Raw genomic sequence first — 19242 nt, forward strand, 5'->3', positions numbered from 1 at the left:
ATGGCCGCATGTCTGCCCAGCCACAGGACGCTCTGCCGATCCGGCTCAACGTCGACGACTCCGACTCCCCGTCCGATGTCGTCGACGCGCTGTTCCTCGGCCGCTTCGCGACGGGCGAGCAGCCGTACTCGCACGCCGCGAACATCGACCGCGTACGCTCCGGCGCGACCCTGCTGCCGCCGCAGGCCCGTGTGCTGCGCGTCGCCCGCGACGACGACCGCAGCGCCACCCTGGCCGAGGGGGACGGCTGGACGCTGCTGATCTCCCGCTGGAACCGCGGCGCCGACGTCACGGTCACCGCGACCACCGCCGAACTGGCCGCGAAGGTGCTCGACGAGGCCACCGACGGCGCGGCGGACGAACCCGAGCCCCAGCCGGAGAACGTGACCATGGGGTTCTGGTACGTCTCCCCGCGGCGTGGCCCGCACCGCACCACCCGCCAGATCTCCGCGGGCACCTGGGACGAGGTGCGCGCCAACTACACCGCACCCGTCGCCGAGGCGATGGACAGCCTGATGGGGACGACCCCGGAGAACATCGCGGGCCGGCTGCTCCTGCTGCACGGCCCGCCCGGCACCGGCAAGACCTCGGCGCTGCGCACGCTGGCCCGGTCCTGGCGGGAGTGGTGCCAGGTGGACTGCGTCCTGGACCCCGAACGACTGTTCTCCGACGTCGGCTATCTGATGGACATCGCGATCGGCGAGGAGGACGGCACGGGCAAGGGCCGCTGGCGGCTGCTGCTCCTGGAGGACTGCGACGAGCTGATCCGCGGCGAGGCCAAGCACACGGCGGGCCAGGCCCTGTCCCGGCTGCTGAACCTCACCGACGGTCTTCTCGGCCAGGGCCGCAACGTCCTGGTCGGCGTGACCACCAACGAGGACCTGGAGCGCCTGCACCCCGCCGTCGTCCGTCCCGGACGCTGCCTGGCCCGCATCGAGGTCGGCCCGCTGACCCAGCGGGAGGCCGTGGACTGGTTGGGCAGGGAGGCCGTCGGCGGGGAGGAAGCCGTCGGCCGCGAGGGCGCGACGCTGGCGGAGCTGTACGCACTGCGCCGGGGCACGTCCCCCACCTCGCTGCCGGAGCCTCGGGGGCGGTCGGACGCGGGGCTGTACCTCTAGAGGGCCTGTCTGCCAGGCGTCGCCGGGCAGGCGGGAATGGTCGGACAGGCCCCGGGGCGGGGACGGGTCCCAGGTGTTTTGATGGAGGTATGACGCTGCACGTCGGCACGTCGGGCTGGCAGTACAAGGACTGGAGGGGCGTCCTGTACCCGGCCGACGTGCCCGTGCGGCGGTGGCTGGAGGAGTACGCGGAGCGTTTCGCCACCGTCGAGATCAACAACGCCTTCTACCGGCTGCCGTCGCGGGAGACGTTCGCGTCCTGGGCCGGGCGCGTCCCGTCGGACTTCGTGGTCGCGGTCAAGGCGAGCCGCTATCTGACCCACATCAAGCGGCTGCGGGACCCCGAGGAGCCGGTGCACCGGCTGATGACCCACGCGGCCGGACTCGGCGCCCGCCTCGGCCCAATCCTCCTCCAGCTACCGCCGACGCTGCGGGCCGATGCCGGGCTGCTGGACGCCTGTCTGTCCTGCTTCCCGTCCGACGCCCGGGTGGCCGTCGAACCGCGCGACGCGTCGTGGTGGACGCCGGCCGTGCGGAAGGTGCTGGAAGCGCGAGGCGCGGCCCTGTGCTGGGCCGACGTACGGGCCCGCCCGTCCACCCCGCTGTGGCGGACCGCCGACTGGGGCTACGTCCGCTTCCACGAGGGCCGCGCCCAGCCGTGGCCGCGCTACGGTCAGCACGCCCTGGAGACCTGGGTCGACCGCGTCGCGACGACCTGGCAGGACGGGAACGACGTGTACGCGTACTTCAACAACGACCTGGGCGGCGCGGCGGTCGGGGACGCGGCACTGTTCGGCAGGACGGCGGAGCGGGCGGATCTGACGGTGACCCGCACTCCCCGCGCGCTCGCGGCGCGCGGCTGATCACGCCTGGTAGGCCGCCCGCAGGGCATCCCGCACGGCCGCCGACGCCTGCTCCTCGGTGAGCCCCAGCCGCCGCACCCGCTCGGCGTAGGCCTGCGCGGCGCCCGCCGCCTCCCGCTCCGCCGCCGAGCCCGCCGCGGCGACGAACGTGCCGTTGCGCCCCCGGGTCTCGATCACCCCGTCCGCCTCCAGCGCCCGGTACGCCTTGGCGACGGTGTTCGCGGCGAGGCCGAGCGACTCGGCCAGTCCCCGCACCGTCGGCAGCCGGTACCCGACCGGCAGCGCTCCCGACCGGGCCTGCCCGGCGATCTGCGCCCGCACCTGTTCGTACGGCGCGGCGCTCTCATCGATGTGGATCTTCAAGGTCACGCGCCGATTGTCCCGCACCCGCCGGAGAACGGGGGCACGGGCGGACGGTGAAAACGGGAGGCACACGGGCGCCGTCCGCCCGTAGCGTGCGCTCACATGACCGTCATCGTGCGCGATCTGCGCCCCGGCGCGCCTGCCGACATCGAGGGTTTCATCCAGGTCCGGCACCTCGCCCTGCCCTACGTGTTCTTCAGCCCGGCCTCCGTACTGCACGGCCTCTCCCGGTCCCACCCCGACGCCCACGCCCGCAGGCTGGTGGCGGTGGAGGACGGCGAGATCATCGGGACGGCCCAGGTGGGGCTCGCCCACGACAGCCCGGAACCCGGCCAGGGCTCGCTCAACGTGTACGTGGACCCGGCGCGCACCGGACGCGGCGCGGGCGCCCTGCTGGTCCGCGCGGCCGAGGAGCACCTGGCCGCGCACGGGGCGACGAGGCTGTTCAGCTGGGTCCTGGACGAGCCGGGCCACCGTGCCTTCGCCGAGCGCCGGGGCTACCGGGCGAGCCGCTGCGCCCACTTCCTCCGCCTGGACCTGGCCGGCACCACCCTGCCGCCGCTCCAGGACCCCCCGCCCGGCGTCGAGCTGCGCACGGCCGCCGACTTCGCCGACGACCCGCGCCCGCTGTTCGCCCTGGACGCGGAGGCGGGGTCGGACGAACCGGGCGACATCGACACCGAGTTCACGGACTACGAGGCCTGGGTCGACGAGTACTGGAAGCATCCCCACCTGAACCTGGACCTGACCTCGGTCGCCGTGGCCGAGGGCCGCCCCGTCGCCTTCAGCGTGGCCCACAGCCACGGAGCCGATCGCTACGGCACAGCCATGACCGGCACCGCCCGCGCCCACCGCGGCCGGGGCCTGGCCAAGCTCGCCAAGAACGACTCCCTGCACCGTGCCCGGGCCGCGGGGTACACGGAGGCGTACACGGGCAACGACGCGGACAACGGGCCGATGCTCGCGATCAACAAGTGGTTCGGTTACGAGATCTGCGCGACGGAGGTGCGGTATGTCCGCGAACTCGGCTGAACCGGTGCGGTCGGTGGACGTCGTCCTCGTCAAGGGCGGCCGGACGAAGATCCGTTACGCGGCCGAGCCGCTGTCCGACGACGGCACCCGGATCGCCGTGCGCGCCCCCTGGGCCGGTGACGGCGTACGCGACTTCGGGTTCGTACGGTTCGAGGCGGGTGACGTCTTCACGGAGTACTACTGGCGTGACCGCTGGTACGCGGTGAAGGAGGTCCGCACCGCGTCCGGCGCGTTGAAGGGCTGGTACTGCGACATCACCCGCCCGGCCATCCTGTCCGGTACCGAGCTGGTCGTCGAGGACCTCGACCTGGACCTGTGGCGCTCCGCCGACGGGACGGACGTCCGCCGACTGGACGAGGACGAGTTCGAGGAGAGCGGGCTCGCGCAAAGGGACCCGGAGGCCGCGACCGCCGCCGTGGCCGCTCTGAACGAGCTGGAGGCTCTGGCACGCGGCGGCGACTTCGAGGCCCTGCTGAAGTGAGGGCCTCACCTCTGGATCCTCGCCACCACCGCGTACCGCTCGTCGTCCACGGCCCCGCCCCACAACGCCGCGTCCTGCGACAGCCGCTCCACGCGCGCGTGCGCGGTCAGCGGGGCCAGCAGGGCGGTGAGCCGGTCCGCCGGTATGCCGACCGGGGCGACGGTCCCCCACACGCCCTCGACCAGCACGAGCCGACCTCCCGGACGCAGCAGGTCGCGCCAGTGCCGCAGGGCCCGGGCGGGGTCGGGCAGGGCCCACAGCACATGCCGTACGAGGAGGGCGTCGAAGCGCTGCTCGCCGACCGGGGGCGCCGCCGCGTCACCGAGGAGGAACACCGCGTCACGCCCGGCGAGTTTGGCGCGGGCCAGGTCGATCATGGGCTGGGACAGGTCGACCCCCGTCACCCGGTGTCCCCGTTCGGCCGCGAGGAGCGACAGGCTGCCGGTGCCGCAGCCGAGGTCGAGAACGTCACCACCGCGCTCCGGCAGCCAGGTGCGCAGCCGCCGGGCCCAGGCCGCGCGCACCTCGGGGTCGCGCAGGCCGTGGTCCGGCTCCTCGTCGAAGGCGGGCGCCGCCGCGTCCCAGTCGACACCGGACGGATTCGCTTCGTCACTCTTTTTCACCATGTGCCCAAGAGTGACACCCACCACTGACACTCGAATCGTGACAGCCGCCACTGACAGATCGGGGGCGATGAGGAACTCTCCCCGAAAGGGTCTACCTCCGTGAGAACGCGGAACTCGGTGGCCCTGAAGGAGGCAGCCATGCGCCGTACGACCGTGCAGAAGCCCCTGAAGAAGACGGACTCCCGCCGGATCCGCGACGAGGCCGACGAACGGCCCGCCGGGCGCCCCGAGGTGCGCAAGGACATCGCACGCACCTGGTGGCCGGACGGCTGACGCCCGCCGCCGGGCGCCGTCAGTCCAGCCGCTTTCGGTAGTGGAGGCGGTCGTACGGTCCGTCCACACGACGTTCCACGAACTCGTAGCCGTACCTCGGGTAGATCTTCTGGTTCTCCCACATCAGCGCGTTCGTGTAGAGCCTGACCTCGGGCAGGCCGAGCGCGTACGCGTGTGCGTCCACGAAGTGCAGCAGCCGCCGCCCGACGCCCTTGCCGTGGGCGTCCGGGTGGACGGCGACGCTGTCGAGGAACAGGTGGTCCGTGAACGCCTCGACCACCACCAGTCCGACCACCGCGCCGCCGGCCGGATCGCCGGTCACGTACACCTTCCCCGCGGCCACGTTCGCCGCGTGGTCCGCCTCCATGGGCTGCGGCACACGCCCGATGCGCTCGACGTAGTGCGCGTACGCCGCGTCCGTGACGGCCTTCACCGCCGGTACGTCGGCCGCCGCCGCGGGCCGGATCTCCTCGCTCGTCATGCCGTGAACGCTACCTACCTGATCCCAGTCTCAGCACTTCCTTAAGGCGACCCTAAAGATCGCCACCGACCGCCCCCAGCAGGCGATTTCACGGTTTCTTGGTTCCGGCACACACGTCACCGCCACCACCTGCCCCTGTCCCGGGTCCGGTTCCCGTTCCCGTTCCCGTTCCCGTTCCGAGGAGATCCCTCCATGTCCGCACGCCGCAAGGCCGCAGCCGTCGCCGCCCTCGGTCCGGTCCCGCCGGCCCCGGCCACGCCGTGCACCGCGCCGGCGGCCGCGCACGGGTCGATGGGCGATCCGGTCAGCCGGGTGTCGCAGTGCTGTGCGGAGGGTCCGGAGAGCCCGAGGCCGGACGCCTGCAGGGCGGCGGTCGCGGCGGGCGGGACGCAGGCGCCGTACGACCGGAACGGCGTCCGCACCGGCGACGCCGACGGACGCCTCCGGGAGCTGATCCCGGACGGCAGGCTGTGCAGCGCGGACAACGAGGAGTTCAAGGGCCTGGACCTGGCCCGCGCCGACCGGGCGGCGACGGGCGTCGACAGCGGCTCGTGCACCTTCGGGTACCGCGTGACCGCCCCGCACAAGGTCACCTTCAAGGTCTGCCTCACCAAGGCCGGTTACGACCCGGTCGCGCAGGGCGTCTCCACATTCTCCGGGACTCTGCCCGAGCGGTCCGGCAGACAACTGCCGTATGCGATCCGGCAGCGCTCGGACAGCCACTCCGGGGCCTGACCGGCGGCTCAGGCCGGACAGGCCCCGGCGGGCCGACCCGCGGGTCAGCTCAGGGCGGACGCGCAGGTGGTGGGGGTGGCGTGGGCCGGGTCGAGCGCGTTGGCCACCTCGTGGAAGGCGATCCGGTCGAACAGCCCGATCGCCACGTGCTCGGAGAGGTCCAGCGGGCACAGGTCCTGGAGCAGGACGTTGCGCACGTCGGATCCGCTGAGGTACTGGGTGCGCCACGGCGTGACCACCTCGTCGTACTTGGTGGCGATGACCGTGTAGTGGACGCCGACGACGGTGTCGCCGCCCGCGTTGAGCCCGGTGAGGAAGTCCGACCCGACGATCTGGTCGGCGAGGCCGGGGGTGGCGGCCGAGAGCAGGTCCTCGGCGCCCGGGAAGTAGGGCAACAGGTTGGTGAGTCCGCCGAGTGTGGTGCCGTGGTTGCTGGGGGCGAGGCCGACGAGCGCGTTCACCTTGGCGGCTCCGCCGAGGAACTTCAGGTAGTGGCGGGGCATCATGCCGCCCTGCGAGTGACCGACGAGGTCGGCCTTGGCGGCGCCGGTCGCGGCGAGCACCTTGTCGACGAAGGCGGAGAGCTGCCCGGCCGACTTGCCGATGGGGCCGAGGCCGTGGAAGAGGGGGACGCCCGGCAGTTGGCCGTAGTCGAGAGAGAAGACGCAGTAGCCGCGGACCTCGAGGTAGGGGGCGAGGCCGAGCCAGTTGTCGATCGAGTTCCCGAGGGTGCCGTGGACCAGGACGACGGGGCGGGGATGGGCGGCGGAGGGCTTGCAGTCGTAGTCGTTCCAGCCACTCGACGAGGTCGCGGCGGCGGAGGAGGCGTGGGCGGCGGTGGCGGGGACGGTGGCGGCCGCGGCGGCCAGCAGCAGTGCGGCGAGCGGTCTGAGCACGCGCTTCCAGGGCAGCATCGTGTGATCTCCTTGCGGCTCAAGGGAGGTGCGATGGCCTTACGCCCTGTGATCCGGATCACGAGGATGCTGTTCACTCGTCAAGTTACGGTTGAGTAGCTGAAGTGTGAAGTTACGCGTCAGTAAAAACTTCCAGTGGTAGTCAGCGGCGACACCGAGGCCGCTGACATTCCGTCACCAGGTGGGCCTGATGGGACCGTAGGGGGCAATGCGCCCCAATTGGTCGCACAACACGCGAACTCCACCCTCGCCGAGCACATCGACCCACGGCCGCACCGCCTCGGCGGCAGCCTCCTCCGCCGCGCGGGTGCACTCCCAGCCGCGCTCGGTGAGCACGATCAGCCGGGCCCGCGCGTCGTGGGGATGCGCCCGCCGCTCGACGTACCCCTTCCGCACGATCTCCTCCACGAGCTGACTGGCCGCCTGTTTGGTGACCCCGAGATGGGCGGCGAGGTCGGTGACCGTCGCCCCGCCCGGGGCGAGCCGCGCGAAGGCGAAGCCATGGGCGGGCCGGACCCCTTCGAAGCCGCGAGCGACAACACCCTCATGGATACGTTGCGTGAGCTCACCCGCGACGGCGAGCAGGGCGGCTGACAGGGCAATGGCCTCGGAATTCTGCACGGAGGCATTGAAACACCATTGACAAGATGGTCAAGCAGCTTGACCATAAGGGGAAATAGTCAAGCTACTTGACCATCTGGAATCGGAGTCACTCATGCCCGTCATCCGCTCGTCCGAAGCCGTCACCCACGAGACCCACGGCGCCCGCTTCGTCTCGTACGCCTCCCCGCTCGTCGGCAGCAAGGAGCTTTGCGCCTGGCGCGGCGAGATCCCCGCGGGAACCAAGGCCCCGGCGCACACCGTGAACCGCGAGGAGATCTTCCATCTGCTCGTCGGCGAACTCCTGATCACCCTGGACGGCCGTACCGACCGCGTCACGGCCGGCGACACTGTGATCGTCAATCCGGGTGCGACCCTGGCCGTCGAGAACCCGACCGACCACACCGCGCTCTCCTGGGTCACCACATCCATCGGGCTGGAGGCGGAGCTGGCCGACGGAACCCGGATCACTCCCCCGTGGGCCAACTGACCGTCACGCCGCCGACATCGCCGGCCTCACCGCGCCCGGGCCGAACTTCGCCCGCACCCCGTCGGTCACCTCCTCGGTACGGCGGATCTTCTCGTCGCCGGGGCCGAAGGCGAGCCGGCAGGAGGCCTGCCCGGCGGGACCGAGGGCCTGCGTGCACAGGGCGATCGCACTGACCGCGGGGCCGAGGGCCTGCGCGCAGGGCGATCGCACGGACCCGGGCGCGCTGGAGGCCGAGCGCCTCGTACAGGCCGTACGCCGTCCCCGTCAGGGCAGCGGAGTGCGCGGTCGACTCCTCCAGGGTGCGGGTGACGGAGGAGCGGTCGGGGTGACGGACGGTCAGAGTCAGGGTGCGGCAGACCTTCCCCACGGCGCGCAGCCGGGCTCCAGTTCCCCTGCCGCCGAAACCTGGTCGCCGCACCACGTGGGTGCGACAGAACTCGGCGGCGACGCCGGCCCACTTGCCGACGAGGTGGCCGGCGGTCTCAGGTGAGGGGCCGTACCGATTGGCACCTGGAGCGCTGTCCGCCATCATGCCCACGAGGTAGACGATCGGACCGGCGACCGGCCCCAGACCGATGAGCATCCTCCAGCCGGACCTCCCGGTGTCGTGCAACCGGCGGACGGAGACGGACAGCATGGGTACGAGGAACGGCTGCAGGAGGACGCCCAACAGTGGGACCTCGAACACCCAGCCGATTTCGACGAGCGCGACGGCAGCGATCATGTACACCACCGAGAACCACCAGTACTCCGAGCGCCGGGCGCGACCGGAGAACGTGGCGTACTTGACCGTGAGGCACACGCGTGCCCTGGAGACACCGCGCCCCGCACCCATCGGCTTCGACGAGAACACATCAGTCAGAGCATCGTGGGTCGCCGCCACTGCCGCCCGAGAACATGGTGGTCGAGGAAGTTCAGCACCGTCTCGTACATGATTCGGATGTGGTTCGGCGCCCCGATGGTGTGACCCTCGGTCGGAAAGTGCAGGAATCCGACCGGCACGCCGAGCCGCTCGAGATCGCTGTGCAGGCTCAGCGCCTGGCCCATCGGCACGTGGTAGTCCTTGCCACCGTGCACGATCAGCATCGGTGTTGTCATCTTCTCCGCGTCGAGGTGGGGCGAGTTGGCCTCGTACCGTTCTCGCTTCGTCCGCGGATCGCCGAAGATCATCACCGCCAACCGTGAGCACCTCCACGACACAGTCCACCGCTCCATAGGGCTGGTCACGGCCCTCGCACCGCACATCGGTTACGCCGCCGGCACCACCCTCGCCCGACAGGCCCTGGCCAACGGCCGCGCCGTCAAGGACCTCGCCGCCGAAGCCGGCCTGCTCACCACCGGCCAACTGGACACGATCCTGCGACCCGAGAGCCTGACTCGACCCTTCGGGCGGCCCTCATCGGCAGTCACTCCGTGAACGTCAGCCCGCCACCCGCCAAGCAATCGGATCGCCCTATCCAGTTCCGTGGTACGGTGGCGACGCCGAACCGGAAAGCCTTATCCGAATCAAGAACCGGATAGATCTATCCAGATCACCCCTGAGGCTTCCAGTGCCATGTCTTCCCGAAAGGACTTTGCCGTGACCAGCATCGCCATCGTCGGAGCCGGACCCCAGCTGGGCCTGGCCATCGCCCGCACCTTCGGCTCCCAGGGCTTCGACGTCGCTCTGATCTCCCGCAACCGCGAGAAGCTCGACGCTCTCGTCGGCACGCTGACCGCCGAGGGCATCACCGCCGCCGCGTTCCCCGCGGACGTACTCGACCGCGACGCGCTCACCCAGGCACTCAAGGACGCCGCCGCCCAGTTCGGCGGCATCGACGTGCTGGAGTACTCCCCGGTGGGGACGCTCGGCTCCACCGCTCTGACCACTCCGGCCGACACCGAACCGTCCCATGTGCAGCACGAGATCGAGTTCCAGCTGTACGGGGCCATCGCCGCCACCCAGGCGGTGCTGCCCGCGATGCGCGAGGCCGGCGCGGGCACCCTGCTCTACACCACCGGCGCCGGCTCCCTCGACCCCGTGCCGCAGGTCGGCAACGTCAACGCCGCCGCCGCGGCCCTGCGCAACTGGGCGGTCAACCTGCACAAGGAACTGGACGGCACCGGCATCCAGGCCGCCCACGTCGGCATCGACGTGTCGATCGGTATGTCGGTCGTCCCCGGATTCCCGACAGCCGAGCCCGAGCAGATCTCCCCCGTCTACTGGGAGCTGCACACCACCAAGCGCGACCAGGCCGAACTCGTCTTCGGTCTCTGACACCGGACCGGCTTTCGCCTTCGCCCTTCGCCCTTCGCCCTTCGCCCTTCGCCGAACCTCGATCGCGCCGTGGCGTTCCGGGCCGCGGCGCGATCGGGGAGAAGGGCTCCGCTCCGTTGACCACTGCCGACCGCGACGTCCGGGGCCTCGGGTGATGCAAGCTCAGCGGCAAGACCGCTCTCGTCACCGGTTCCAGCCGGGGCATCGGCCGGGCACGGCCCTCGGCCTGGTCCGGGAGGGAGCCCTGGTCGCCGTGCGCTTCGCACGCAACGAGCAAGCCGCTCGGGAAACCGTCGAACTCATCGGGAAGGGCGGCTGCCAGGCCTTCACAGTCGGCGCGGAACTGGGCGTGCCCGGCGACATCGACCGGCTGTTCCGCAGCCTGGAGGCCGACCTGAAGGGAGCACACCGGGCGGACTCGACCTGCGCCACCAGCAACCAAGCCGGTGCCTGGGCACTCTCCGCCGAGTGTTGCTGTCGTGCCGCGCCGCGGCACGGTGATCCGGCCCTGAGGTCAGCTGCTCCTGCCCGGCGGCGGTGCGGTGGTGCCCTGGCCGGCGCGGAGCATGGCCTTGTAAAGGGCTTCGTGCCCGGGTGAGGCGGGCAGGGGGCCACCCGCCGGGGCCTCAAGGGACTGGATGAACAGGGCGACGACGCGCCGCCAGGCGTCCGGGGCGGCGTCGCCGGCGGCGTTGACGACGCCGGCGTTGGCCATGTGGATCAGTACCAGGTCCGAGGGGTCGAAGTCCTCGCGCAGGCGGCCGGTGGCCTTGGCGCGGTCGATGAGGCGCAGCATGGCCCCGTACGCCTCGTTGCGGCGTTGCTCCAGGACCTTGGCGGTGGGGAAGGTCATGGTCAGGACGTCGGCGAAGCCGTTGTCGGCGGCCTGCATCGCGCAGGCGGCCTCGATGTAACCGACGAAACCGTTCCAGGGGTCGGGGTCCTCCAAGGCGACCGTGACCGCGTCGGCGTAGGCGCCCATGCGGTCGGAGAAGACGGCGTCGACCAGTTCCTCCTTCGTGGGGAAGCGACGGAACATGGTGGCAATCCCCACGCCCGCCTCGCGGGCCACGGAGGCCATGGAGGCGCTCAGGCCGTCGCGCGCGAACACCGTGCGCGCGGCGGCGATGATCCGCTCCCGGTTGCGCTCGGCGTCACTGCGCAGAGGCTGAGCGGCGGGACCGTCGGTGTGCCGGGCGCCAGGGTTCATACCGGCAGTCTAGCAATCGGATTGACCTATCCATTTTTTGCCGTTGGGCTGACCCCGGCAAGCCGGAGAGCGCTGTCCTGACGCCGGGCACCGGGGGCACGACTTCACGGGGCGCGATTCGCCACCGCCAAACGCCGCGACCAACGACCAAGGGGCTCCGGCCGCGGTGATCGGCTCCGGAGCCGGAAGGGCGCCCCTCAACCATTGCAGGCTCACAGAAAATGGCACATGCTTCTGACGCTACGTCAGAAACTGGCCCCACCCTGACGCCCTGACGCCCTGACGCCCTGACGCAGGAGAAGAGAGGCCCGCATGGCTGCAACTCAGCGCAGGAGCCGGAAGATCATGATGACGCCGGACGAGCTGGACGAGTTCCTCACCACCCAGCGCACCTGCCGGATCGCTACCGTCTCGAGCGACGGCGCCCCGCATGTCAGCGCCCTCTGGTTCGCATGGGACGGCACGTCGTTGTGGCTGTACTCCATCGTGCGCAGCAAGCGTTGGGCCGATCTTCGTCACGACCCGCGCGTCGCGATCGTCGTCGACTCCGGCGAGGGGTACGGGGAACTGTGCGGGGCCGAACTGTCAGGCACGGTGGAGTTCGTGGGCGAGATCCCCCGCACCGGTGAACCGTGCACCGAACTCGACGCGCTGGAACCGCTGTTCGCCCGCAAGAACTTCGGTCTGGAGGCAATGCCGCACGATGGCCGGCATGCGTGGATCCGCCTGACCCCGTCGAAGACGGTCTCCTGGGACTTCCGCAAGTTTTGACGTGCTCCCTGGCCGAAAGTCCAGGGATTCCGGCCTGGGTCGTCCGACCCTTCCGGGGGCTTCCTGCTTCAACGCGCGGTGCGGGCACGTGTGCCCGTCTGACCCCGAACCGACGAGTGAGGGTCTTTTCGTGTATCGACACACGGCCCCATCGTGTCGGCCGGACTCCGCCCAGGTTTTCCGGCAGACCTTCCGCCTGACAGAAGCCGCCTTGCCGAGCCACCGCAAGCGTCGCGCCCCTGACTCCGACCCCGGCACGCGGGGTGACGACGCCCCGCTCTCAGGGACGGAAACGCCACCTCACGTGACCGCCTTCGCCGAAAACCAGTGGTTCTTGGCACAAGCGGTCAGTTCGCCAGAGCGGCTGGGCGTACGACCTCCGGTCCGAAGCGCCGACGGGCGCGGTCCGCGGCGGCTTCAGCCGCGCGGGCGCGGGCATCGCCGGGGTCCAGGGAGAGCTGGCGGTAGGCCCTGTCGGTCGGCAGCAGGCTGTCTGCGCGGATCACGAAGGCGCGTACTCTCGCTCGCTGCAACCCGAGACCGGCCAGCAGGCTCAGCGCGGCCGTGGCGAGGGCGGGCGAGTGGTCGGTGGGTTCCGGCAGGGTGCTGGTACGCGTGGTGGAGCTGCGGTCGGCGTACCGCACCGTGAGGGTGAGCCGGCTCGCGATCTGGCTTTCGCCGCGCAGGCGCCCGCCGATCTGGTCGGCAAGTCCCAGAACTGCGCGGTGGTGCTGTGCCGGGTCGAGGCAGTCCCGCTCCAGCACGAGGTCGGCGACCAGGTGCGCTGCCGGTTCCGCGGGGACGACCGGACGGGGATCGTGGCCGCGGGCGCGCTCGGCCAACAGCCGTGCCTGGCCTGCGCCGAGGAGCCGCTGCAGGGTTGCCGAGGGCAGGTCGGTGATCTGGCCGATGGTGTGCAGGCCGTATCGGTGAAGCGTTTCCGCCGTGGCGCGGCCGACGCCGGGCAGCGCGGTGACCGGCCGCGGGTACAGCCAGTCGGCCACGTGACTGGTGGGGACCCAGGTGGTGTCTCCCGGCGCGGACGCGTCGGCCGCCATGGCCGCCAGCATGCGGTTGTTCGCGAGCCCGGCGCTGCTGTCAACGCCAAAGAGAGCCTTCAACCTGAGCTTCGCCAACTGAACGACGTCGTAGGGAGACAGGTCGAAGTATCGGAGCGCCGAGGTCAGGTCGAGCTGAACGGCGTTGGGCGGGACAGCCTGGACGTGAGGCGTGATACCAGACATCAGTTCGATTACGTCGCCATACTGGGCCTCACTCAGTCCGGCGTGCAGATGGAGGTGGGCGATGTGCCGCTGACGTGTGGTCATCCCGCGCTCCCCGGACTGCGATGACCGAACTTCTTCAGGTCGGCCGAGCGGCTGCCGGCGGGCTGGAGGTCGGCGTACGGGTGCAGCCGGGCGCCGGTGGTGCCGTTGGCCAGGGTCCGCTGCGGCTGGGCGGGGGTCGGGGACGGACGGTCGGCGCCGAGGAGGGCGAGCGCGGCCTCGGGGCCGTGGTCGCGGCGGGCCGCGGCGATCTCGTCCAGGTCCCAGGCCATGGTGCCGACGACGGTGCGGCGGGTGCCGCGCACCTGGACCGTGCCGCGCACCAGCAGCAGTCCGCTGTGGAAGACGGTGTGTGCGCACGCCGGGTGGGAGTCCTCGAAGAACGCCAGGTCGACCAGGCCGGAGCCGTCCTCCAGGGTGACGAAGATGATGCGCCTGCCGCTGGCGATCGGCGGGGTCTGGGTGGAGGCCCGCACGCCGGCGACGAGGACCTGCTGACCGGCGCGCAGGGCGGCCAGGTGGGCCGCGTCGGTCGCGCCGATCTCGCGCAGCAGCCGGTGGTGGTGCTCCATCAGGTGCTTGGAGACGTCGATGCCGAGGGTGCTCAGCTCGGCGCTCAGGGCTTCGCGTCCGGTCATCTCCGGCAGACCGCTCGGCTCCGCCCCGCCGACGGCGCCCGCATCGATGGGCAACTGGCCCTTGCCCGCGGATCGGGTGCGGGAGGCCCGGTGGAGTTCGGCGATCTGCAGAAGCAGGTCGCGTCGCGTAAGGCGTCCGTCGTGGAGACAGTTCAGGGCGCCGATTTCCGCCAGACGTTCGGCGACCGGCCTGCTGGGACGGGCTCGCTGCCAGAAGTCCGACAGCGATCCGTACGGCTGGCCCTCCTCGATCCGTGCGCACTCCTCCTCGCTGATGCCGTGCACCGCGGACAGTGCGAGCCGCACGCCCCACTGCTCCCCGTCGGCCTTCTCCACGGTGTGCTTCACCTGGGAGTGGTTGATGTCGACCGGCAGCACCGGCACGCCACGCCGACGGGCGTCGGAGACGAGAACGCGCTTGGGCCACATACCGGGGTCGTGTTCGAGCAGGCCGGCCAGCAGGTACGCCGGGTGATGCGCCTTGAGCCAGGCGCTCTGCAGGGCCGGTACGGCGAAGGCGACCGCGTGGGCGCGGCAGAAGCCGTAGGCACCGAAGGCCTCGACGGTCTTCCAGACCTCGTCCCGGACGGACGCGCTGTAGCCACGCGCACGTGCCAGGCTGTGGAACCAGTCCCTGATCTTCGGCAGCCGGTCCTTCTCACCGAGCGCTCGCCGGGCGATCTCCGCCAGCGCGTAGTCGCAGCCGGTCATCACCGACAGGGTCTCGATGATCTGCTCGTGCCAGATGGTCACGCCGTAGGTGTCGGCGAGCACCGGTTCCAGGTCCGGATGGGCGTACGACGGCGGGCCGCCATGGCGGGCGGCGATGTACCGCTCGGGCATGCCGCCGGCGACCGGGCCGGGGCGGAAGAGGCTGATGTCGGCGATGACGTCCTGCGGGTCGCGAGGCTGAAGCCGGGACAGAAGATCCTGCTGGCCGGGCGACTCGAGCTGGAAGAGGCCCAGGGTCTGGCTCTCCTGGATGAGCTTGAAGGCGAAGACGTCGTCGAGCGGCACCTGGCGCGGGTCGTCGAGGTCGATGTGGTCGCCGGTGGTCCGTTCTATCTCGGCGACGGCATGGGCCATCGCGGACTGCATCCGCACTCCCAGGACGTCGAGTTTGATGTTGCCCAGCGCCTCGATCTCCTCCTTCGCCGCCATCGCCATGGGGTAGTCGCCCTGTGGCGTGGGCTGCACCGGCAGCCGGTCCAGGAGGGTCGCGTCGCTGATCACCACGCCGCAGGGGTGCATGGCCATGCCGTGGACCAGGGAGTCGAGACCTTCCGCCAGTTCCCACAGCGGTCCGAACCGGGGTGCCTCGGCCGCCAGTTGCCGCAGTTCGGGCAGCTCGGCAAGGGCGCCGGTGATGTCGGACGCCCGCAAGTGCGGGAAGCTCTTGGCGATCCGGTCGACCTCCGCGGGCGCGATACCGAGGGCGAGGCCGGTGTCGCGCAGGGCGCGGCGGGCCCGGTAGGTCTCGGGCATCGCGGTGACCGCCACCCGCTCCTTGCCGAACCGGTCGAAGATCGCGTCGTAGCACTCGAGCCGCCTGGCGGATTCCACGTCGATGTCGATGTCGGGCAGCGAGGCCCGGCGCACACTGAGGAAACGTTCGAACAGCAGGCGGTGGTCGAGCGGGTTGGCCGTGGCGATGCCCAGCGCGTGGCAGACCATCGAGCCGGCGCCCGAGCCGCGGGCCGCGACCCGGATGCCCTTGGCCCGGATGTCGGCCACGACCTGGCCGACAGCGAGGAAGTACGAGTCGTAGTCCAGCGTGGAAATCACGTGGAGCTCTTCGTCCAGCCGGTCGAGCGCACCTCGGTCGCGGTCGAGGCCACGTCGGGCCATCCCGGCCTCGCACTGCCGGCGCAACAGGTGTGCCGCTCCGCCCGCTCCGGGTTCGGCGCCGAAGAGCGACGGTTCCGGAAAGTGCCGGGTGCCGAGTCCGAGGTCCGACACCGGGTCGACGATGCACGCGGCCGCCGTGTCCGCGGTGTCCGTCATCAGGCGGCGTGCGCGCCGGACGTCCGCTCCGGCGCATTCGGAGATCATCTGCGCGATGACCGTCATCGCCCTTTCGTTCTTGAGCCAGCGCTGCCCGCTGTCCAGGCGGCGCCGGTCGATCGGTCGCAGCAGTCTCGCGGCGTCCAGGACATCAGCGAGTCGGTGTTGGTCCGGGTCGGCGTAGCGGACGGCGTTGGAGAGCACCGCGGTGGTCTGGGCGCGGTCGGCCAGCGCCAGTGTCCGGGCAGCCAGCCGAAGCGACCCCGGCCCGACGCTGAAACGTTTCTGCGCAACAGCCTCCAACCGGACTCCGCTCCCGAAGATCTCCCGCCACGGCGCCAGCAGCTTCATCGCGATGTCTTCCCGGCCGGCCGCCAGGGCCCGCACCGGCTCCGAGAGCGGCCCGAGCAGTACGGTCAGGCCGGGACCGCCGTACTCACGCAGCGCCTCCCACGGCACCACCACCGGTGCCGCGCCGGACGCGGTACCGGCGTGGGCGGCCGAGGTGATACGGCACAGCCGCGCCCATCCCGCCCGGTCCTGTGCGAGCAGCACGAACCGCAGCGGCGGCTCGACGACGTGCGCGCCACCGCGCGCCGGGGTGCGGCGCCGCTGGGCGGGCGGCGGAGGCGCCAGGGCCTCCACCGCCAGGTCGACACCGAAAACCGGCCGCACCCCGGCTCCGGCGCACGCCTGCGCGAACCGGACGACACCAGTGACCGTGTCCCGGTCGGTGAGCGCGAGCACCGTCATGCCCCGCTCGGCCGCCCGCCGGACGAGATGCTCGGGGTGGGCGGCGCCATAGCGGACGGAGTAACCGGACGCGACGTGCAGATGGGCGAAGCCCGCCATGCCGCACCTCCATCACTCCACCCCTTTTATACGATAAGCCCGATATGTTCATCGCACGCCCGTTCGATTACTCTAACCCCATCAGCCCCGGTCAGCGACTAGATTCGAACACATCAGCGATTCTTTGGCGAGGTGAGCCGTGCCCGAAAAGGCGTCAGCCCCTCACCTCGCCCCCGGGCAGACCAGTTGGGGGAACCACCCCCGTGGCACGCACCATGCCGGCCGTCATTCGGCGACTCGGGGCGGGCGGATCGGCAACGGTTCGCAGCGCGACCAGCACGTTCCGTGACGGGTCGAATGCCCAGGCCGGTCACGTCGGCTCCAGGGCTTCACGTCACCGCCGGACCCTCCGACTGCCGAGGAGTCCGCGTGCGTCGCAAGGCAGAGGGCGGCCGGCCGCAGCGACTGGTCGCCTGCGCCCACCCGGCCACCTCTCGCCCTACGCGGCGCCCGGTCAGCAGCGCTCCTGCGGCCTGGGCGCGCGGGAGGCTGAGAAAACAACACACCGTCGAGGATCCGGACGGCCACCTCCCTGCCGGCAGAACCCGCAGCAGCCGACGCTCCGCGGAGCCACCGCGCCCCTGGCTTCTCGAACGGCGCCGGCGGGCCGAGCAGGCCCTGATCTCGGTGGTGGTCCCCGCCTCCCTGCTCGGTGTCTTCACCCGCCGGGTCGAGATGCTCGTGCACGGCGCGTACCGCCGAGCCCTGTCGCTCCCGTGGTCGGAAGCGCAGCGGTGCCGGCTCAGCCGCTCTGGTTCCGACCGAGGCACTCCGTCTCACAACGGAGGTCCCGCCCCCTCGCGCGTGGGGCGGGACCTCATCTGTTCGAAATCTGTCCAAAGACGCCGGAGCCGTCAGCCGATCTGTGTGCCCGTCGCCGACAGTGCTTCCGTCACCGGCTGGAAGAACGTCTCTCCGCCGGAGGTGCAGTCGCCGCTGCCGCCCGAGGTCAGGCCGACGGCGCTGCTGCCCGAGAAGAGGGAGCCGCCGCTGTCGCCGGGCTCGGCGCAGACGTCGGTCTGGATGAGGCCGTTGACGATGTCGCCGTTGCCGTAGTTCACCGTGGCGTCCAGGCCGGTGACCGTGCCCGAGTGGACCTGGGTGGTCGAGCCGCTGCGGGTGACCTTCATGCCGACGGTGGCCTCGGCCGCGCCGGTGATCTGCTGGGCCGAGCCGTTGTAAAGGTCGACCTCGCTCGGGTGGTCGACGTCGGCGGTGTACTTGACCAGGCCGTAGTCGTTGCCCGGGAAGCTGGAGGTCTCGTTGGTGCCGATCTCGGTGCCGGAGGAGTCCGACCAGGTGGAGATGGCGTCGGTGCAGTGCCCGGCGGTCAGGAAGTACGGCTCGCCGCCCTTGACCACGTTGAAGCCGAGCGAGCAGCGCCCGCTGCCGCCGGTGATGGCGTCGCCGCCGGCGATGAAGGGCTTGAACTCCCCCTTGGTGCGCTGGAGTTCGGCCACCTTGCCGAGCCGGTCGACGACCTTGGTGAGCTTGGCCCACTCGGCGTCGGAGACGGTGCGGTCGGCGGTGACGACGACCTTGTCGGCGGTCGGGTCGGTCACCCAGGCGGTGCCCGGGATGGTCGCGTCCGCCTTGAGCGTCGCATGGGCGCCGGTCAGTTCGGCGAGGGAGTTCTCGACGATTCTGGCCTTCGCTCCGGCCGCCTCGACGGTCTTCGCGGCGACCTCGTCGAGGACGTTCACCACGAGGCTCTTGCTCTTCGCGTCGTAGTACGTGCCCGCCGCGTCGGCACCGAGGTCCTCGCCGAGCGTCGAGGCGAGCCTTCCGGCCGCGAGGGCCGAGAGGGCGGTGGGCTGCGGGGTCTTCGCGGGCTCGCTGGCGTTCGCGGTCTGGAAGGTGACTCCCGCCGCGACGAGCGCGGCGACACCCGCCCCCGCCATGACCGCCCGCCGCCTGGATATACGTCGGTGCTTCAACTCGCGTCCTCCTGTGGGGGGTCGGCCCGGACGGTTGTGGGGACCGCGGCGGGCCGGAAGGCCAGGACCTGTCCGGTCGGTCAGGGCGGAGGAAACAACGGCACCCCCGTCGATGCCGGTGAGCGGGGTGGGGTGCGTGCGGCTGTGAGGCGGAGGGGTGCGTCGACGCGGAGCGTCGGCAGCCGACGACAACGCCGCTGGGTCCCCCTCTGGGGGAGTGCGCGCACACCCCGCGTCTCCGCCGTGATCGAGCGGACAGGTCCTGGTTGACGGGCGCCCACTCTTCCGAACGGCACAGGGAGCACACAAGG

General features: G+C 71.1%; 20 protein-coding genes and 2 pseudogenes. 10 read left to right on the forward strand and 12 right to left on the reverse strand.

What is annotated here, in order from left to right; all coding sequences use genetic code 11:
• The first annotated feature begins 8 nt into the window (after nucleotides 1-8).
• Both OG289_RS12240 and OG289_RS12245 read left to right on the forward strand, forming a co-directional pair.
• Nucleotides 9-1118 carry a DUF5925 domain-containing protein gene (locus OG289_RS12240; RefSeq protein ID WP_327314034.1) on the forward strand — a complete coding sequence of 370 codons (1110 nt, stop codon included), beginning with the start codon at nucleotides 9-11 and terminating at the stop codon, nucleotides 1116-1118.
• Nucleotides 1119-1207: 89 nt separating this feature from the next.
• Nucleotides 1208-1981, forward strand: a complete 774-nt coding sequence (locus OG289_RS12245) for a DUF72 domain-containing protein (RefSeq protein ID WP_327314035.1) — start codon at nucleotides 1208-1210, stop codon at nucleotides 1979-1981.
• Here OG289_RS12245 and OG289_RS12250 read toward each other — a convergent pair whose 3' ends face one another.
• Entirely contained in the window at nucleotides 1982-2350 is a 369-nt protein-coding gene (locus OG289_RS12250) for a GntR family transcriptional regulator (RefSeq protein ID WP_327314036.1), read from the reverse strand.
• Nucleotides 2351-2446: 96 nt separating this feature from the next.
• Between OG289_RS12250 and OG289_RS12255 the strand changes: the two genes are divergently transcribed.
• Nucleotides 2447-3376, forward strand: coding sequence for a GNAT family N-acetyltransferase (locus OG289_RS12255; RefSeq protein WP_327314037.1), 930 nt, complete (start codon nucleotides 2447-2449; stop codon nucleotides 3374-3376).
• On the forward strand, nucleotides 3357-3857 hold the full coding sequence (locus OG289_RS12260; RefSeq protein WP_327314038.1) for a DUF402 domain-containing protein: 501 nt from the start codon (nucleotides 3357-3359) through the stop codon (nucleotides 3855-3857). The genes OG289_RS12255 and OG289_RS12260 overlap by 20 nt, the downstream gene beginning before the upstream one ends.
• Before the next feature lie 5 nt (nucleotides 3858-3862).
• On the opposite strand, the gene OG289_RS12265 is transcribed toward OG289_RS12260, so the two are convergent.
• Nucleotides 3863-4483 (reverse strand): class I SAM-dependent methyltransferase, encoded by a 621-nt coding sequence (locus OG289_RS12265; RefSeq protein ID WP_327314039.1) that lies wholly within the window; start codon nucleotides 4481-4483, stop codon nucleotides 3863-3865.
• Nucleotides 4484-4621: 138 nt separating this feature from the next.
• Here OG289_RS12265 and OG289_RS12270 point away from each other — a divergent pair, with 138 nt between their 5' ends.
• Nucleotides 4622-4756: a hypothetical protein gene (locus tag OG289_RS12270; protein WP_264927684.1), complete on the forward strand. Its 135-nt coding sequence runs from the start codon at nucleotides 4622-4624 to the stop codon at nucleotides 4754-4756.
• Nucleotides 4757-4775: 19 nt separating this feature from the next.
• On the opposite strand, the gene OG289_RS12275 is transcribed toward OG289_RS12270, so the two are convergent.
• Nucleotides 4776-5237, reverse strand: a complete 462-nt coding sequence (locus OG289_RS12275; protein ID WP_327314040.1) for a GNAT family N-acetyltransferase — start codon at nucleotides 5235-5237, stop codon at nucleotides 4776-4778.
• A gap of 192 nt (nucleotides 5238-5429) precedes the next feature.
• On the opposite strand from OG289_RS12275, the gene OG289_RS12280 reads away from it, so the two are divergent.
• A complete protein-coding gene (locus tag OG289_RS12280; RefSeq protein ID WP_442818893.1) occupies nucleotides 5430-5972 on the forward strand; it encodes a lytic polysaccharide monooxygenase in 543 nt (180 codons plus the stop codon).
• A gap of 44 nt (nucleotides 5973-6016) precedes the next feature.
• Here OG289_RS12280 and OG289_RS12285 read toward each other — a convergent pair whose 3' ends face one another.
• Together OG289_RS12285 and OG289_RS12290 are read right to left on the reverse strand one after the other, a co-directional pair.
• Entirely contained in the window at nucleotides 6017-6886 is an 870-nt protein-coding gene (locus OG289_RS12285; protein ID WP_327314041.1) for an esterase/lipase family protein, read from the reverse strand.
• Nucleotides 6887-7060: 174 nt separating this feature from the next.
• Entirely contained in the window at nucleotides 7061-7507 is a 447-nt protein-coding gene (locus OG289_RS12290) for a MarR family winged helix-turn-helix transcriptional regulator (RefSeq protein WP_327314042.1), read from the reverse strand.
• A gap of 94 nt (nucleotides 7508-7601) precedes the next feature.
• Here OG289_RS12290 and OG289_RS12295 point away from each other — a divergent pair, with 94 nt between their 5' ends.
• Nucleotides 7602-7976: a cupin domain-containing protein gene (locus OG289_RS12295; protein ID WP_327314043.1), complete on the forward strand. Its 375-nt coding sequence runs from the start codon at nucleotides 7602-7604 to the stop codon at nucleotides 7974-7976.
• 3 nt (nucleotides 7977-7979) lie between these two features.
• Here the strand turns inward: OG289_RS12295 and OG289_RS12300 are convergent.
• From OG289_RS12300 to OG289_RS12310, 3 genes and pseudogenes are all read right to left on the reverse strand, one after another.
• Nucleotides 7980-8361 (reverse strand): annotated as a pseudogene (locus tag OG289_RS12300) (DinB/UmuC family translesion DNA polymerase); the annotation flags it as partial.
• Nucleotides 8362-8478: 117 nt separating this feature from the next.
• Nucleotides 8479-8811, reverse strand: a pseudogene (locus OG289_RS12305) (DUF805 domain-containing protein); the annotation flags it as partial.
• Nucleotides 8812-8834: 23 nt separating this feature from the next.
• Nucleotides 8835-9191, reverse strand: coding sequence for an alpha/beta hydrolase family protein (locus OG289_RS12310; RefSeq protein ID WP_327314044.1), 357 nt, complete (start codon nucleotides 9189-9191; stop codon nucleotides 8835-8837).
• On the opposite strand from OG289_RS12310, the gene OG289_RS12315 reads away from it, so the two are divergent.
• Nucleotides 9100-9393 carry a hypothetical protein gene (locus OG289_RS12315; protein ID WP_327314045.1) on the forward strand — a complete coding sequence of 98 codons (294 nt, stop codon included), beginning with the start codon at nucleotides 9100-9102 and terminating at the stop codon, nucleotides 9391-9393. The genes OG289_RS12310 and OG289_RS12315 overlap by 92 nt on opposite strands.
• 162 nt (nucleotides 9394-9555) lie before the next feature.
• On the forward strand, nucleotides 9556-10233 hold the full coding sequence (locus OG289_RS12320; RefSeq protein WP_327314046.1) for an SDR family NAD(P)-dependent oxidoreductase: 678 nt from the start codon (nucleotides 9556-9558) through the stop codon (nucleotides 10231-10233).
• A gap of 514 nt (nucleotides 10234-10747) precedes the next feature.
• On the opposite strand, the gene OG289_RS12325 is transcribed toward OG289_RS12320, so the two are convergent.
• Nucleotides 10748-11443 (reverse strand): TetR/AcrR family transcriptional regulator, encoded by a 696-nt coding sequence (locus OG289_RS12325; RefSeq protein ID WP_327314047.1) that lies wholly within the window; start codon nucleotides 11441-11443, stop codon nucleotides 10748-10750.
• Between the two features lie 312 nt (nucleotides 11444-11755).
• Here OG289_RS12325 and OG289_RS12330 point away from each other — a divergent pair, with 312 nt between their 5' ends.
• The gene (locus OG289_RS12330) at nucleotides 11756-12214 is read left to right on the forward strand and encodes a pyridoxamine 5'-phosphate oxidase family protein (protein WP_327314048.1); all 459 of its coding nucleotides are present in this window, start codon (nucleotides 11756-11758) and stop codon (nucleotides 12212-12214) included.
• A gap of 347 nt (nucleotides 12215-12561) precedes the next feature.
• On the opposite strand, the gene OG289_RS12335 is transcribed toward OG289_RS12330, so the two are convergent.
• The 3 genes from OG289_RS12335 to OG289_RS12350 form a co-directional block, all read right to left on the reverse strand.
• On the reverse strand, nucleotides 12562-13542 hold the full coding sequence (locus tag OG289_RS12335; RefSeq protein WP_327314049.1) for a DNA polymerase Y family protein: 981 nt from the start codon (nucleotides 13540-13542) through the stop codon (nucleotides 12562-12564).
• Nucleotides 13539-16994: a DNA polymerase III subunit alpha gene (locus OG289_RS12340; protein ID WP_327314050.1), complete on the reverse strand. Its 3456-nt coding sequence runs from the start codon at nucleotides 16992-16994 to the stop codon at nucleotides 13539-13541. Before OG289_RS12340 ends, OG289_RS12335 begins: the two co-directional genes overlap by 4 nt.
• 854 nt (nucleotides 16995-17848) lie before the next feature.
• A complete protein-coding gene (locus tag OG289_RS12350) occupies nucleotides 17849-18931 on the reverse strand; it encodes a S1 family peptidase (RefSeq protein WP_327314051.1) in 1083 nt (360 codons plus the stop codon).
• Nucleotides 18932-19242 lie beyond the last annotated feature (311 nt).

This window comes from Streptomyces sp. NBC_01235 (assembly GCF_035989285.1).
Classification (GTDB): Bacteria; Actinomycetota; Actinomycetes; order Streptomycetales; family Streptomycetaceae; genus Streptomyces.

What these genes read in the sequence shown, in the direction of transcription:
- OG289_RS12270 (WP_264927684.1), top strand. Translation starts at nt 4,622, where the DNA reads ATGCGCCGTACGACCGTGCAGAAGCCCCTGAAGAAGACGGACTCCCGC.
- OG289_RS12325 (WP_327314047.1), bottom strand. Translation starts at nt 11,443, where the DNA reads ATGAACCCTGGCGCCCGGCACACCGACGGTCCCGCCGCTCAGCCTCTG.
- OG289_RS12310 (WP_327314044.1), bottom strand. Translation starts at nt 9,191, where the DNA reads ATGGAGCGGTGGACTGTGTCGTGGAGGTGCTCACGGTTGGCGGTGATG.
- OG289_RS12255 (WP_327314037.1), top strand. Translation starts at nt 2,447, where the DNA reads ATGACCGTCATCGTGCGCGATCTGCGCCCCGGCGCGCCTGCCGACATC.
- OG289_RS12245 (WP_327314035.1), top strand. Translation starts at nt 1,208, where the DNA reads ATGACGCTGCACGTCGGCACGTCGGGCTGGCAGTACAAGGACTGGAGG.
- OG289_RS12275 (WP_327314040.1), bottom strand. Translation starts at nt 5,237, where the DNA reads ATGACGAGCGAGGAGATCCGGCCCGCGGCGGCGGCCGACGTACCGGCG.
- OG289_RS12240 (WP_327314034.1), top strand. Translation starts at nt 9, where the DNA reads ATGTCTGCCCAGCCACAGGACGCTCTGCCGATCCGGCTCAACGTCGAC.
- OG289_RS12280 (WP_442818893.1), top strand. Translation starts at nt 5,430, where the DNA reads ATGTCCGCACGCCGCAAGGCCGCAGCCGTCGCCGCCCTCGGTCCGGTC.
- OG289_RS12295 (WP_327314043.1), top strand. Translation starts at nt 7,602, where the DNA reads ATGCCCGTCATCCGCTCGTCCGAAGCCGTCACCCACGAGACCCACGGC.
- OG289_RS12335 (WP_327314049.1), bottom strand. Translation starts at nt 13,542, where the DNA reads ATGACCACACGTCAGCGGCACATCGCCCACCTCCATCTGCACGCCGGA.
- OG289_RS12265 (WP_327314039.1), bottom strand. Translation starts at nt 4,483, where the DNA reads ATGGTGAAAAAGAGTGACGAAGCGAATCCGTCCGGTGTCGACTGGGAC.
- OG289_RS12260 (WP_327314038.1), top strand. Translation starts at nt 3,357, where the DNA reads ATGTCCGCGAACTCGGCTGAACCGGTGCGGTCGGTGGACGTCGTCCTC.
- OG289_RS12330 (WP_327314048.1), top strand. Translation starts at nt 11,756, where the DNA reads ATGGCTGCAACTCAGCGCAGGAGCCGGAAGATCATGATGACGCCGGAC.
- OG289_RS12340 (WP_327314050.1), bottom strand. Translation starts at nt 16,994, where the DNA reads ATGGCGGGCTTCGCCCATCTGCACGTCGCGTCCGGTTACTCCGTCCGC.
- OG289_RS12285 (WP_327314041.1), bottom strand. Translation starts at nt 6,886, where the DNA reads ATGCTGCCCTGGAAGCGCGTGCTCAGACCGCTCGCCGCACTGCTGCTG.